Origin of the sequence: Clostridium sp., from assembly GCF_051656525.1 — a bacterium.
Lineage (GTDB): Bacteria > Bacillota > Clostridia > Clostridiales > Clostridiaceae > Clostridium.
On record NZ_JBOGCC010000080.1, the window covers coordinates 1 to 15449 of the forward strand.

Annotated in this window: 14 protein-coding genes; 12 read left to right on the plus strand and 2 right to left on the minus strand. The window is 29.2% G+C overall.

Features of this window, described 5'->3' with window-relative positions; all coding sequences use genetic code 11:
* The first annotated feature begins 47 nt into the window (after nt 1-47).
* The gene (locus tag ACRDDY_RS02985; protein ID WP_438563481.1) at nt 48-1049 is read left to right on the plus strand and encodes a GGGtGRT protein; all 1002 of its coding nucleotides are present in this window, start codon (nt 48-50) and stop codon (nt 1047-1049) included.
* 49 nt (nt 1050-1098) lie between these two features.
* Here the strand turns inward: ACRDDY_RS02985 and ACRDDY_RS02990 are convergent, their stop codons facing one another.
* Complete coding sequence (locus ACRDDY_RS02990) at nt 1099-2862, minus strand: M3 family oligoendopeptidase (protein ID WP_438563482.1); 1764 nt, start codon at nt 2860-2862, stop codon at nt 1099-1101.
* 143 nt (nt 2863-3005) lie between these two features.
* Between ACRDDY_RS02990 and ACRDDY_RS02995 the strand changes: the two genes are divergently transcribed.
* The 5 genes from ACRDDY_RS02995 (at nt 3006) to ACRDDY_RS03015 (ending at nt 8941) form a co-directional block, all read left to right on the plus strand.
* Nucleotides 3006-4304 (plus strand): hemolysin family protein, encoded by a 1299-nt coding sequence (locus tag ACRDDY_RS02995; protein WP_438563483.1) that lies wholly within the window; start codon nt 3006-3008, stop codon nt 4302-4304.
* Between the two features lie 162 nt (nt 4305-4466).
* Nucleotides 4467-5792 (plus strand): NCS2 family permease, encoded by a 1326-nt coding sequence (locus ACRDDY_RS03000; RefSeq protein WP_438563484.1) that lies wholly within the window; start codon nt 4467-4469, stop codon nt 5790-5792.
* Between the two features lie 249 nt (nt 5793-6041).
* Nucleotides 6042-7475, plus strand: coding sequence for an amino acid permease (locus ACRDDY_RS03005; RefSeq protein WP_438563485.1), 1434 nt, complete (start codon nt 6042-6044; stop codon nt 7473-7475).
* A 257-nt stretch (nt 7476-7732) separates the two neighbouring features.
* Nucleotides 7733-8014 (plus strand): hypothetical protein, encoded by a 282-nt coding sequence (locus ACRDDY_RS03010; protein WP_438563486.1) that lies wholly within the window; start codon nt 7733-7735, stop codon nt 8012-8014.
* 60 nt (nt 8015-8074) lie between these two features.
* A complete protein-coding gene (locus ACRDDY_RS03015; protein ID WP_438563487.1) occupies nt 8075-8941 on the plus strand; it encodes a LysR family transcriptional regulator in 867 nt (288 codons plus the stop codon).
* A 69-nt stretch (nt 8942-9010) separates the two neighbouring features.
* Here the strand turns inward: ACRDDY_RS03015 and ACRDDY_RS03020 are convergent, their stop codons facing one another.
* The gene (locus tag ACRDDY_RS03020) at nt 9011-9973 is read right to left on the minus strand and encodes a TDT family transporter (protein WP_438563488.1); all 963 of its coding nucleotides are present in this window, start codon (nt 9971-9973) and stop codon (nt 9011-9013) included.
* 319 nt (nt 9974-10292) lie between these two features.
* Between ACRDDY_RS03020 and ACRDDY_RS03025 the strand changes: the two genes are divergently transcribed.
* The 6 genes from ACRDDY_RS03025 to modA form a co-directional block, all read left to right on the plus strand.
* Nucleotides 10293-12368, plus strand: a complete 2076-nt coding sequence (locus tag ACRDDY_RS03025; RefSeq protein ID WP_438563489.1) for a molybdopterin oxidoreductase family protein — start codon at nt 10293-10295, stop codon at nt 12366-12368.
* Between the two features lie 63 nt (nt 12369-12431).
* Nucleotides 12432-13619 (plus strand): molybdopterin molybdotransferase MoeA, encoded by a 1188-nt coding sequence (locus ACRDDY_RS03030; protein WP_438563490.1) that lies wholly within the window; start codon nt 12432-12434, stop codon nt 13617-13619.
* Nucleotides 13616-14182, plus strand: a complete 567-nt coding sequence (locus tag ACRDDY_RS03035) for a molybdenum cofactor guanylyltransferase (protein WP_438563491.1) — start codon at nt 13616-13618, stop codon at nt 14180-14182. The genes ACRDDY_RS03030 and ACRDDY_RS03035 overlap by 4 nt, the downstream gene beginning before the upstream one ends.
* A 1-nt stretch (nt 14183) precedes the next feature.
* Nucleotides 14184-14669, plus strand: a complete 486-nt coding sequence (gene mobB / locus ACRDDY_RS03040) for a molybdopterin-guanine dinucleotide biosynthesis protein B (RefSeq protein ID WP_438563492.1) — start codon at nt 14184-14186, stop codon at nt 14667-14669.
* Nucleotides 14670-14672: 3 nt separating this feature from the next.
* Nucleotides 14673-15164 carry a MogA/MoaB family molybdenum cofactor biosynthesis protein gene (locus tag ACRDDY_RS03045; protein ID WP_438563493.1) on the plus strand — a complete coding sequence of 164 codons (492 nt, stop codon included), beginning with the start codon at nt 14673-14675 and terminating at the stop codon, nt 15162-15164.
* Nucleotides 15149-15449: molybdate ABC transporter substrate-binding protein (modA, locus tag ACRDDY_RS03050; RefSeq protein ID WP_438563494.1), on the plus strand; the 301-nt coding region annotated here is incomplete at its 3' end. The genes ACRDDY_RS03045 and modA, both read left to right, overlap by 16 nt.

Sequence of the window (15449 nt, forward strand, 5' to 3'; positions counted from 1 at the left end):
CCAAGACACGAATAATTTAAATTGAGATTGTAAGGAGGAATTTAATCATGGCATTATTTGAAAGTTATGAAAGAAGAATAGACCAAATCGTTCCTGTTCTTAAGAAATATGGGATGGACAAAATAGAAGATGCTAAAGCAGTATGTGATGAAGTTGGGATTGACCCATACACTATAGTTAAAGAAACTCAGCCAATCGCATTTGAAAATGCTGGATGGGCATACACTTTAGGTGCTGCTATAGCTATTAAAAAAGGATGTACTAAAGCTGCTGACGCTGCTGAAGCTATCGGAGAAGGGTTACAAGCATTCTGTATCCCAGGATCTGTTGCTGATGACAGAAAAGTTGGTTTAGGACACGGAAACTTAGGAGCTATGCTTTTAAGAGAAGATACTAAATGTTTTGCTTTCTTAGCAGGACACGAAAGTTTCGCGGCTGCTGAAGGAGCTATTAAAATAGCTGAAAAAGCAAACAAAGTAAGAAAAGAGCCATTAAGAGTAATCTTAAACGGATTAGGAAAAGATGCGGCTCAAATCATATCAAGAATTAATGGATTCACATATGTTCAAACTGAGTTTGATTTCTACACTTCAGAATTAAAAGTAGTTAGAGAAAAAGCTTACTCAACTGGAGATAGAGCAAAAGTTAAATGTTACGGTGCTAACGATGTTAGAGAAGGTGTTGCAATAATGCATGCTGAAGGTGTTGACGTATCAATCACTGGTAACTCAACAAACCCAACAAGATTCCAACATCCAGTTGCTGGAACTTACAAAAAAGAATGTGTTAATGAAGGTAAAAAATACTTCTCAGTAGCATCAGGTGGTGGAACAGGAAGAACTCTTCATCCAGATAATATGGCAGCAGGTCCTGCTTCATATGGTATGACTGATACAATGGGAAGAATGCACTCAGATGCACAATTCGCAGGATCATCATCAGTTCCAGCTCACGTTGAAATGATGGGTCTTATCGGAATGGGTAATAATCCAATGGTAGGAGCTACTGTTGCTGTAGCTGTTGCTGTAGAAGAAGCAATGAACAAATAATATTTGTTTAAATAAAAAACTCGCTTAGGCGAGTTTTTTTTATTAAATCTTATTTATAACTAAGTTCAATAAATTTTTCTATATCTTCTTCTATAATTTTTAAAGAATTTCTCCAAAAATCAATAGAAGTAATATCAATATTCATAAGTTTAGTTACATCAGCAAGTTTCATTTTGCCTGTTACACTTAAAAGTTCATCATAAGATTTTACAAACTCATTACCACGTTTTAAGTATTCAGCATATAAACCTTTTGAGAATAGAAGTCCAAAAGCATATGGGAAGTTATAGAAGTTTGCTTCTGCATAGTAGTAATGTGGTTTACAAGTCCACATATATGGATGAAGATATTCATTATCTAACCCATCACCATAAGTTTCTTTTTGTGCTTTTATCATTATTTCCTTTAATTCATCTGAACTTAATGAAGCTTCAGCACGTTTTTCAAATACTTCTTTTTCAAATAAGAATCTACTCATTATATCGATTATGATCTGACCACAATCTGATATTTCAGTTTCTAATATAGCTAAAGCATTTTTGGGAGAAGCATTTTTAACTGCAGCTTTTTTAACTATTGTTTCACAGAAAGTTGAAGCAGTTTCAGCTATAGGCATAGGATAATCTGAATTTATTGAAGTTTCATTTAAAAGACAATCACCATGATATCCATGTCCAAGTTCATGAGCTAGTGTTATAACATCACTTAAAGTCTCTCCAAAGTTAAGCATAATACGGCTTTCACCAATCATATGAAGATTTTCACAGAAAGCTCCACCAACTTTTCCTTCTTTAGGATAGACATCGACCCAATTACTATCAATAGCATTCTTAGCGAAGCTTCCAAGCTTTTCAGAAAATGATGAGAAATTTTCTATAATAAAGCTTCTTGCTTCTTCAAAAGTGAATTTTTGGTCTGAATCTACTATTGGTGCGAACAGATTATAGAAAGGTAAACCATTTTTATTTCCTAAAATTTCAGCTTTTCTTTTATAATATTTTCTAAATATAGGGAAGCTTTCTTTCATAGCTTGGAGCATTGCATTTAGAGAATCCATATCTAATCTTGAATTTACAACTGTTTCTTGTAGTGGACTTTCATATCCTCTTAATTTGGATACTGTTATAACTTCACCTTTAACTCCATTTAAGCAGGCTGCAACTGAGTTTTCAATTTTTTTATATCCTTCAAGTTCAGCTAAATAAGCATTTTTCCTTACTTCTTCAGAAGAGTCAAAAGCCATATTTCTAATAACACTTAAAGGTAAATTTTCTCCATTATAATCAATAAGAAGAGACGATGTTTCTAAATCTTTTAGTTTTGTCCAAGCTGATGAACCAGAACCTTTAAGTTGAGCAATTAATAGTTCTTCTTTATTACTTAAAAGATGAGTACTTTGTTCTTTTATTTCATTTAAGTGGAATTTGTGTTGAGTTAATAATGAAGAAGAAGCTATAATTTGATCTAAATTTTCTATACTTCCAATCCATTTGTAAAGCTTAGCTTCTGAATCAGCAATTGAAGCTAATTTTTGCTCTAATATTTCTATTGTTTTAAGTCCTACAGTATCCTTAGTATTAACACTTATAACTAAGTTAGAGTACATAAGTAACTTATTAGCTAATTCCTTAAATTCATTAGTTAAAACTATATAATTTTCAAGGCTAGCTTTTTTGTCAGTATTAGATATTAAAGAATCTACTAAATCTTTATATCCATTAATTTTTTCATTAAATAAATTTAAATCAGCTTTAAATTCTTTTGAATCAAAACCAGTATAAAGCTCATTTAAACTCCAATTTCCATTTGTCATAGAAATACCTCCTAAAAATTTTAATTTTAAGATAATTATATCACTAATAGTTATTTATATGTATTAGGGTTTTGTGAAGTTTAAATAAGATAAATGTTGTATATACTAAGCTTATATTAAATATACGTTAAGGAGAAAAACTTATGAATTTTGTTAATATAGTGCCGGATTTAATTTTGATTTTAATATTAACTGGAGTAAATGCATTTTTTTCAGCAGCTGAAATGGCTATTGTATCAGTAAATAAAACTAAGATAAGAATGCTTAGTGAAGATGGTAATAAGAAAGCAAAATTATTAGAGAAGTTAATGCTTGAGCCAAGTAATTTCTTTGCAACTATTCAAGTTGGAATTACACTTGCAAGCTTCTTTTCAAGTGCATCAGCAGCAACAGGAGTTTCAACAGCTATAGGAAATTCTTTGTCAAATTATAATATACCTTATGTACATCAAATATCTTTAATAGGAGTAACTGTTATTTTATCTTATATAACACTTGTTTTTGGGGAACTTGTACCAAAAAGAATAGCATTAAAAAAGTCAGAGAAGACAGCTATGGCAACTGTAAAGGTAATATATTTTGTATCTATAATAGCTAAACCTTTTATAAAGATTTTATCTCTCTCAACCACACTTGTATTAATGGTAACAGGGAATAATCAAAATGGAATTGAAGAGAAAGTTTCAGAAGAAGAGATAAGAGCTATGCTTTCAGAGGGAGAAGAGTATGGAACTATTAAAGAAGAAGAAAGAGACATGATTGACAATGTGTTTGAGTTTAATGATAAGATGGCTAAAGAGATTATGACATCTAGAAAAGATACTTGTATGATAAGTTTAGATGAAGATGTAGAAAATTATATGGATAGTATTTTAACTCTTAAATATTCAAGAATACCAGTATATAAAGAAGAAATAGATAATATTGTAGGAATTCTTTATTTAAAAGATTTATTAGTAGAAGCTAGAAATAAGGGGTTTGAAAACTTAGATATAGAGAAAATATTACATACACCTAAATTTTTTCCTGAAACTAAAAAAACAAATGAATTATTTAAAGAACTTAAAAGAACAAGGAATCATATGGCAATACTTATTGATGAATATGGTGGAGTATCAGGAATTGCAACAATGGAGGATTTAATAGAAGAGATTATGGGGAATATTGAAGATGAATATGATTTAGAAGAACCTATGATAAGAAAAATTGACTCAAAACATTATATTTTAAGTGGACGTTTGACTATAAATGACTTTAATGAAAATTTTAAATTTAATCTAGAAGAAGGAGATTATGATACTTTAAATGGATATTTAGTTACAGTAATAGGTGAGATTCCAGAAGATCATATGGATATATTAATAGAAAAAGATGGATTTATATTAGAGGGGATAGAAATAAGTGATAGAAGAGTAGAAAAAGTTAAGCTTACAATAAAATAATATTCCGTATATTAGATTTGTAAATATACCTACAAGTTCTATGAAATTTTAATTTAAAGTGAAAAATATTAATAAAAAACAAAAAAACATTCGTAAATATGTAGAAAAATGTCTAAAAATAGTTTATTATAAATGAGTAATTTAAATTGAAAGAGTGATTAAATGAAAAAGATTTTAAAAGGAAACGGATTTTTAGACAATTACTTTGGAATTAGTAAAAGTGGTTCTAATACTAAGACAGAAGTTTTAGCAGGTGTAACTACATTTATGACAATGGCATACATACTTGTAGTAAATCCAGCAATACTTTCAGCAGCAGGTATGAATAGCGGAGCTGTATTTACATCAACTGCAATAGCTGCAATAGTTGCAACTCTAATAATGGGTATATATGCAAAGCTTCCTTTTGCGCAAGCACCAGGAATGGGATTAAATGCATTTTTTGCATATACTATTGTATTGCAAATGGGATATTCTTATGAATTTGCCCTTACAGCAGTTTTTTTAGAAGGAATTATATTTATTCTTTTAACATTATTTAATGTAAGAGAAGCTATAGTAAACTCAATACCTAATTGTATAAAAAAAGCGATTTCAGTAGGTATTGGACTTTTTATAGCTTTAATAGGGCTTGAAGGTGCAGGAATAATAGTTCACCCTAAAGATGGAGGAACTATATTATCTTTAGGAAATATGGTGAAAGGGCCAGCACTTTTAGCTATAATAGGACTTTTAATAACAGGGATTCTTTTAGCAAGAAAAGTAAAGGGTGGATTATTTATAGGAATCCTTTTAACGGCAGTAATTGGTATTCCATTTGGTATAACAAAAGTTCCAACTCATATAATAAGTGCACCACCATCAATTGCTCATAGTCTTTTTAATTTTCAATGGCATGATGTATTATCATGGAATATGGTAGTAGTATTATTCACATTATTATTTATGGATTTATTTGATACTATAGGAACTTTAGTTGGAGTGGCAACAAAGGCAAAGATGCTTGATGAAAATGGAAATGTTCCAAATGTTAAGAAAGCACTTTTATCAGATGCCATAGGAACAACTTTCGGAGCATGTATTGGTACAAGTACTGTTAGTACATTTGTAGAAAGTGCATCAGGTGTTGCAGAAGGTGGAAGAACAGGACTTACAGCTGTAACTACAGCAGTAATGTTTATAATAGCATTATTCTTCTTTCCTATTTTTGGAGTTATAACATCAGCTGTTACAGCCCCAACATTAATTTTAGTTGGACTTTTTATGATAGAGCCAATTAAAGAAATAAACTTAGAAGATTTTACAGAAGCAATTCCAGCATTTTTAACTATAATAATGATGCCTTTTTCATATAGTATTTCAGATGGAATAGTATTTGGAATAATATCATATATAGTTTTAAAAGTTGGAACAGGAAAGATAAAACAAGTTACATGGACGACAGTTATAATAGGTGTAATATTTATATTGAAATTCTTTGTTAAGTAAATAAAAGCTTAAAGTAGAAATTACTTTAAGCTTTTTTTATCTAAAAATTGTTAAAAAACTTTCTTTCTTAATTACAATTATAATAAAAAAATGTACTTTTTTTTAATCAAAAAAAGAAAAAAGATTAAAAAAATTCAAAAATGAAAAAAATATTTATTTAAATTAACAAAATATTGTCGAAAATTGTGAATATTGATACAATTATAATGTTGTAAAAATTTGAAAACGAAAGAAAGTGAGAGAAATATTATGGTAGAGAATGAAGATAAGAAGCTTAGGTGGTATAACTTAGCATTTATGGCCTTCGTAATGGTATTTGGTTTTGGAAATGTTGTTAATAACTTTGCAAATCAAGGGCTACAAGTTATAGTATCTTGGATTTTAATTATAGCACTATACTTTATACCGTATGCATTAATGGTGGGGGAGTTAGGTTCTGTATTTAAAGATAGTAAAGGTGGAGTAAGTAGTTGGATTGGGAATACAACTAATAAAAGACTTGCGTATTTTGCAGGGTGGACATACTGGGTTGTACATGTTCCTTACCTAGCACAAAAACCACAGTACGTTTTAGTAGCACTTGGATGGGTATTTAAAGGAGATGGTACTTTTTATAGTAGTTTAAATCCTTTAATAGCACAGCTTTTCTCTTTGGCAATATTTTTATTCTTCCTATGGATTGCATCAAAAGGAATGAATTCATTAAAGAAAATAGGAACTATAGCAGGAACAGCTACATTTATAATGGGAATTTTATATATTTTATTAATGCTTGGAGCACCTTTTATAAGAGGAATTCATCCAGCAACAACAGATGTAACTGTACATACAGTAATGCCTAAATTTAACTTTATGTACTTAACAACTATATCAATGCTTGTATTTGCAGTAGGTGGTTCTGAGAAAATATCGCCATATGTAAATAATACTAAAAATCCTACAAGAGAGTTTCCTCTTGGAATGATTGTACTTGCAATTATGGTTGGGGTAACAGCAATTTTAGGATCTGTTGCAATGGGAATGATGTTTGATGCTAATAATATTCCAAATGATCTTATGATGAATGGTCAATATTTAGCCTTCCAAAAGCTTGGAGAGTTCTATGGAGTAGGAAATGTATTAATGATAATTTATGCTATAGCAAATGTTTTAGCACAAGTATCAGCACTTATATTCTCAATAGATGCACCACTTAAGGTTTTACTTGCAGATACAGATGATGATTTTGTACCAAAAGGTTTAACAAAAGTAAACAAACATGGTGCACCAATAAAAGGTTATATAATGACAGCAGTTCTAGTTGGAATATTAATAATAGTACCAGCACTTGGAATTGGAAATGTAAATGAATTATTTAACTGGTTATTAAGATTAAATGCAGTAGTAATGCCACTTAGATATTTATGGGTATTCTTAGCATATATGGCAATTAAAAAAGCAGTAGGTAAATATGATTCAAAATATAAATTTGTTAAGAACAACAAATTAGGTTTCATAATAGGAGCATGGTGTTTTGTATTTACAGCATTTGCTTGTATATTTGGAATGGTACCACAAGGAGTAGCAGAATACTCAACAGGATGGTGGTTCCAACTTATTTTAAATGTAGTAACACCATTTATCCTAGTAGGGCTTGGATTTATATTACCAGTTATAGCAAGAAGAAAAAAGAAAATAGTATAGAAATATTGAAGACTCATACGTGTGACATTTATATGTATGAGTCTTTTTAGTTAAAAATTAAAAATGAAGAATTGGTAGAAGGAATCGCAAGCGATTCTTGGTGAAGACTCAAAATTTATATTTGACAAAAGGAATAAAGGTGTATTATATAACTTATAACATAGTTAAAAACAATAAGAATATATCCTTCTATTGGAATATATTTTATTGTATAATGGAAGAAAGAGATTACATAATAAAGGAATGAGAGTATGAATATGAATTTTAAAGGTTTGATATATACATTAATAGCATTGTTTGTTGTTTTTTTAATGACAAAGTTTCTTTTAGGAGCTCTTCCTTATATAATAGTTGCAATACTTATTATTTGGGGAATATTTAAATTTAAAACTAGAAAATCTCGTAAAAAAGAAAAGGCTGATGAAACTATATATAATTCAACATATGAAGATAAATCTAGCAAAAATGATGATGAAAGTGATGATTTTGATACATCAAAAGCAATTGATGTTGAATTTGAAGATGTAGAAAATAAATAAATAGGTTATAATTAAGGTAGGTAGGTTAAAGTACTTACCTTTTTTAAGGAGTTGTATGTTATGAATTTTAGGAAACTTAGAATATTTTATGAAACTGCAATGGAGCTTAACATGACAAAGGTTGGAAGAAAGCTATATATTAGTCAACCATCTGTAAGTCAAGCAATTCAAGAGTTAGAAGCAGAACTTGAAGTGAAATTATTTGATAGAATTGGGAAAAAAATAAAGCTTACAAATGAAGGTGAAGTTTATTTAAATTATGTAAGAAGGATTCTAAATCTTTATGAAGAGGGTGTAGATAAGATAAGAAGTATAAAGGAAAGTCGTAGTGGAGATATTAAAATAGGGGCAAGTACAACTATTGGAATATATGTACTTCCAACTATAATTAAAAAGTTTAATAATAAATATAGGGATATACAAATTTCTTTAATTATAGATAATACAGAAAACATAGAAGGACTTATTTTAAGAAATGAAATTGACTTTGCATTTGTGGAAGGTAATGTTCATTCTGATGAAATAAATGTAGAAAAATTTTGGGATGATAGATTAGTTTTTATTTCTGAGAAAGATAGAGTTATTAAAGAAGAAGAATTTAAAAAGGGAGTTCCTTTAATAATGAGAGAAAAGGGAAGTGGAACTAGAGAAACTATAGAAACTGTTTTTATTAAGAAAAATATTGAGTTAATACCTACTATGGAACTTGGTAGTACTGAAGCTATAAAGAGAAGTGTAGAAAGTGGGATGGGCTTTGGATGTGTTTCTGAACGATGTATAAAGCGAGAATTAAAGCTTGGAGTTTTTAAGAAAATGAATATACAAGATATAGAAATTCATAGGGATTTATTATTTATTTGTCATAGAGATAAGTTTATAAATAATAATATGAATGTCTTTATAAAAGAAGCGAAACTTTTTACGTAATTATAATTATTTAAAAGGTTTTAGATATGAAAAAGAGTTATTACATAAATGCTGTAATAACTCTTTTTATTATTTTGTAAATTTAGCTTTTGGTATATTAAAGAAATAATCAAAGATAAATTTAAATAATATAAATCCAATTATTGCTGTAGTCATGAATAGTTCAATACCACAGATCCATTTTAATATACTAGCATAATCATGATAACCAAATTTAGTTAAATATCCAAATACTTTATTTGCGGCCACTAATGCAATGGCCAATGGGAAGGTATATCCCGCAAAAGTTGGAGCAAATTTTAATGACATAACTCTAGGTAGATTTAAGTAATCAAAAATTACTGCAGCTAATGATAAAGCAAAGAAGAAAGTAACTAAATAAACATTAGGGTTTTTATATAAAGTTACATAACTTATTGTAATCAGTGAACCTGGAGCTGCAAATATGCCTATTAAAGGATATTGTCCATCAGGAACAGCCACAGTTTTTAATCTATAAATAACAACAGGTAGTGATGTTAAAACAGCAATAACTACAAAGTAGAATATTGGTCTAACTAAAGTTTTAGCATGCATAGCTTCACTTGTAACACATGAAACAGAAATACCGGCTAAAAGAACATACCAACATGGAAGTATTGTAGTAATATCAAACTTCATAATAACGTGTCTGATTAAGAAAAATACTACATAAAACACATTTAATAAAAGTGCTGCAAGCCAAATTGAACGACCTACAGTATAATTAAATTTTGCAAAATATACTCCAATGTTCATAAGCAACATGGTTGTTGTAGGATACAGTGCCATTAAAATTGTATTATTAAGTTCGCCCCATACAACCTTTGGATAAAGAATAACTTTAAATAAATAAACGATTAAAGCAAAGATTCCTACATATATGAAGATATCAAAAATCATAGGATATCCATGAAGAGAAAAAACATTTGCTAAAGTAACTGCTCCAAGAATAGTACCGATAAATCCTATTGGATAATCTTGTAGTTTTGTTTTAAAAAATTTGTTTCCCAAAAAAATCACCTCAAAAAAAATAAATTAAAGAATATTAACTAAGTAGAGTATAAACAATGAAAATATAAAACCACAGATTGCTAAAACTTTTACAGTAGTACTAGCTTTTGGCGTAGTTTCGTTATTATTCATATAAAACACGTCCTTTCATTACTAATTGTTATAATTATAACAATTGAAGGTTGCAATAAATGTGATGAATATCACAAATGAGAATAATTTATGAAAAAAGCGATAAAATAATGTGATGTTAATCACATTTTGTTAAAATTAAAAAGAGTAAAATTAAAATAACAAAAGAAAAAAGGAGATGTGCTATATGGAAATAAAACAATCTGTCTGTAATTACTGTGCAACAGGATGTAATTTAAGTTTTACTATTGATGAAGATAAAATTATAGCAATACGTGGAGAAAAAGAATATCCGGTTAATAAGGGAACCGCATGTATTAAAGGTGCAAACCTAGATAAACAATGTACTGAATATGGGAAGCAACGATTACCTTTATTACGAAATGAAAAAGGTGAAATGGAAGAGATATCTTGGGAAAAAGCTTTTAATATGTTTGTAGAAAAAATGAATGATGTCGCTAAGAAATACGGAAAAGAAAGTGTAGCTTATATAAGTACAGGACAGATACCTATAGAAGAAATGGCTTTACTTGGGTTAGTAGGAAGAGGATTTATGAAAATGGAGGGAGATGGAAATACTAGATTATGTATGTCAACTTCAGTTGTAGCTTATAAGCAAGCATTTGGATTTGATGCACCTCCATATACATTAGCAGATTTAGAACTTTCAGATACAATGATATTTATAGGAGCAAATCCAGCAGTTGCACATCCTGTTTTATGGATAAGAATAAGAAAAAATACTACAGCAAAAAAAATAGCAATAGATCCAAGAGAGTCAGAGACTGTAAAAGGAATGGATGAATGGTATGATATAAAACCAAAATCTGATTTAATACTTTTATATACCGTATCAAATATTCTTATAGAAAATGATTGGATAGATAAGGAATTTATAGAGAGGCATACAGAAGATTTTGAAGGGTATAAAAAGCATGTTAAAAAATATACATTAGATAATGTACAAGAAAAGACAGGGATCAGTCCTGAAAGGGTAATGGAACTTGCAAAGATAATTCATGAAGGGAAAAGGGTTTCAATTTGGTGGACTATGGGAGTAAATCAAGGGTATGAAGCAGTAAGAACAGCAGAAGCAATAATAAATATTTGTGCAATGACTGGAAATATAGGAAGAGAAGGAACAGGACCTAATTCATTAACAGGACAGTGTAATGCAATGGGTTCAAGAATGTTTAGCAATACAACTTGTCTTTATGGTGGACGTGAGTATGGAAATGAAAATGATAGAAAAGTTGTACGTGAAGCTTTAAATATTGAAGATATAGATATTCCTAAAAGGGCAACACTTCCATATCCAGAAATAGTTAAGGGTGCTTTAAACGGAAAAATAAAAGCATTATGGATTGTAGCAACTAATCCAATGGATTCATGGATAGATAATAAGGAGTTTAAAAAAGCAGTAGAGAATTTAGACTTTTTAGTAGTTCAAGACCTGTATAGTGATACAGATACAGCAAAAGAAGCAGATCTCTTCTTGCCAGCCATCCCTGCAATAAAGAAAGAAGGAGTTTTAATAAATACAGAAAGAAGACTTTCAGCACTAGTTCCTTTAATAAGTAGAAAAGAAAATGAAAAAACAGATTATGAAATTTTCTTAGGTATCGGAAAAGCTTTAGGAAGAGAAAAAGAGTTGAAAGAATGGGAAACTCCAGAAGGGGCTTTTGAACTTTTAAAGAAATGTTCAAAAGGAATGCCTTGTGATATAACAGGAGTGACTTATGAAAAGCTACGTGAAAGTAAAGGAATTCAATGGCCATTTAAAGAAGGGGATAAAGATTTAAAAGATGAAAGAAGACTTTTTGAAGATTTTAAATTTTATAGTCCAAATGGTAAAATGAAATTTATGTATGAAGATGTTAAGGAAAATAGTATTAGAGAAACTACTGAGTATCCATATATGCTTAATACAGGAAGAGGAAGCATAGGACAGTGGCATACACAAACAAGAACTAGAGAAATTCCAGTAGTTAAGAAGATGGTATCAGAGGAAGCTTATATAGAACTTAGTAACATTTTAGCAAGTGATTTAGGAATTGAAGATGGAGAACTTATAGAGGTAAGTTCATCTAATGGAAATAAGATAAATATAAAAGCTAAAATAAATTCAAAATTAAAAAGAGATCAACTTTTTGCACCAATGCATTATGAGAAAACAAATATGCTAACTGAAGAAGTGTTTGATGCATATTCAGGTGAACCATCATATAAATTTGTTACAATAAATGTGAAGAAGATTAAATAAAAAATAGAGCTGTATTACACAATTTTGTAATACAGCTTTAATAAAAAAAAGGAGTATTTAAAAGTGATTAGTTTAGAAGACGCTAGAAAGATTATATTAGAAAATATAAAAGAGAAAGATTTTGAAGAAGTAACTTTATTTGAAACACTAGGTAGAACTTTATTTGAAGATGTATATTCACCAATAAATAATCCACCATTTCCTAAGTCACCTTTAGATGGTTATGCTATAAGAGGAGAAGAGCTTGAAGGGCTTGAAGGCTATAAAGAGTTTAAAGTGGTAGATAAAATTTTTGCAGGAGAAGTATCTGTAAAAGAAGTGAAAATAGGTGAGTGTATTAGAATAATGACAGGAGCTAAAATTCCAGAAGTATTAAACTGTATAGTTAGACAAGAAGATACAGAAGAGAAAAATGGAATAGTTAAGATTTTTAAAGCACATAAACCATATGATAATTATATTTATAGAGGTGAAGATTTTAAAAAGGGTGATAAAATTTTAGAAAAAGGGAAAAAGATAACTTCATCAGAAATGATGGCACTTGCAGCCCTTGGTTTAAAAAGTATAAAGGTTTATAAAAAAGCTACGGTTGGATTAATAAATACAGGTGATGAAATACAGAATCCAGGTGAAGAATTAAAAGATGGAAAAGTATTTAATTGTAATGGAGCCTTTTTAATTTCAAGAATAAAAGAATTGAATTTAGATGGTATTTTATATAATAATCTTTTAGATAATGAAGAAAGTTTAAGAAATGGAATAAGAGAGTTAGAAGAGAAAACAGATATTATAATATCTACAGGTGGGGTATCAGTTGGGGAGAAAGATATTGTTCAAAAGGTTGTACATGATTTAGGTTATGAAATTCTTTTTTGGAAAGTTGATATAAAACCTGGTTCACCATTATTTGTAGGAAAAAAAGGGGAGAAGCTTTATATAGGATTATCAGGAACACCAGTGGCAAGTGCAACTACTTTTGAGCTCTTATGTAGAGATGCTATTTTAAAAATGATAGGTTCTAAAGAGGATATGTTAAAGTATGAAAAGGCAATTTTAAAAGATAATTTTGAGAAAAAAGGGAAGAAAAGAAGATTTTTAAGAGCTTATAAGGATAACGAAGGTTTTGTGTCTATAAATAACGTGTATCAAAGTCCAGGGCAAGTACATACAATGATAAATAGTAATTGTATATTAGAAGTAAAGCCTGGAGAAGTATTAAAGTCAGGTGAAGAGGTTTATATAATAAGATGATAGAATGTATAGCTGTTATTTTAGCAGGGGGGGAGAGTTCTAGGATGAACTACTCTCCAAAGGCCCTTTTAAAGTATAAAAATAAATTATTTATAGATAGAGAAATTGAATCATTAAGTGATTTTAAGGAGATTTTAATATCTTGCAATGATGAAAGAATAAAAGAAGAAATAAATGGATATAAAATAATTGAAGATAAAATAAAGAATATTGGACCAATAGGGGGATTATATTCAGTCTTATCAGAAATGAATGATGAAAAAGCATTAATTGTTTCTTGTGATATGCCTTTTTTAAAGAAAGAAATTTTAAATAGGATAGGAAGTATAGAGTTTAGAGAAGAGTGTCTAATTCCTATTGTAAATGGAAAAATAGAACCTTTTTGTGGAGTATATAAAAAAGAAATATTAGGTAAAATAAAGAAAAGTATAAATGAAGAAAAATATGGATTAATAAAGTTTATAAAAGGGTTAAATGTAAAATTTATTGAAATAAATGATGAAAATAATTTTATAAATATAAATACAGTGGAAGAATATGATAAGTTAATTATAGGTGAGTAAAATGATAAGAATAATAAATATAATGGGTGAATGTTCAAATGTTGGTAAAACTACGCTTACAGTAGGCATTATAAAAGAGCTTAAAAAACTTGGATATAGTGTGGGAACTATAAAGCATCATAGTCATGAAATAGATTTGGATAAAAAAGGTAAGGATACATATAGACACAGAGAGGCTGGTGCTAGTGAGATTTGTATGGTGGCTAAAAATAGAACTATAATGACAATAGAAAAAGAGCTCAGTTTAGAAGAGGCTATAAAGCTTTTTAGTGATAAGGATTTTATTATAGTTGAAGGTTATAAGAAAAGTGACCTTTATAAAATTGAAGTATTCAATTCAAAATTAAGTACTAAAATAACAAGTGAAAAAGAAAAGCTTATTTGTGTAGCTTCAGATATAGAGATTAAGATAGATGATATAGATGTAGTAAATAGAAATGACTACGAAAAAATAACAGAAAAAATACTAAATTTTAAGGAGGCTTAAAGAATGTATACTTTAGGAATAATCACAAGTAGTGATTCAGGATACCAAGGGAAAAGAGAAGATTTAAGTGGAAAGGTTATAGAGGAGATTGCAAAAGAGCATAACTTTAAAGTAGAAAAATATATTATGCTTCCAGATGATAAGGAAATGCTAAAAAATGAAATGATAAATATGGCAGATAACTTAAAAATAGAGCTTGTATTAACTACAGGTGGTACTGGATTTAGCAAGAGAGATATAACGCCAGAAGCTACAAAAGAAGTTATTGAAAGAGAAGCACTTGGAATACCAGAAGCAGTAAGAGCGTATAGCTTAACATTAACTAAAAGAGCTATGCTTTCAAGAGCAACAGCAGGGATAAGAAAAGAAACTTTAATAGTGAATATGCCAGGAAGTCCAAAGGCATGTAGAGAAATTATGGAGTATCTTATAGAAGAATTAAAGCATGGAATAGACATTATGAAAGGAAGAACAGGAGAATGCGCAAGAAAGTAAAATTTCTTATTCCTATAGCAATTCTTACAGGGGTGGTTATAAGTTTAGTTGGATGCAATAAAAAAGAAGAAAATAAAGAAATTACAGTAAGTATTGCAGCAAGCTTAAAAGATCCAATGGAGAAAATAGGGGAAAACTTTACAAAAGAAACAGGGATACAGGTGAAATATAATATTGGTGGTTCAGGAACACTTCAAAAGCAAATTTTAAATGGAGCTAATGTAAATATGTTTTTTTCAGCAAATAAAGAGTATTCAGAAGATTTAGTGAAAAAAGGATATGTAT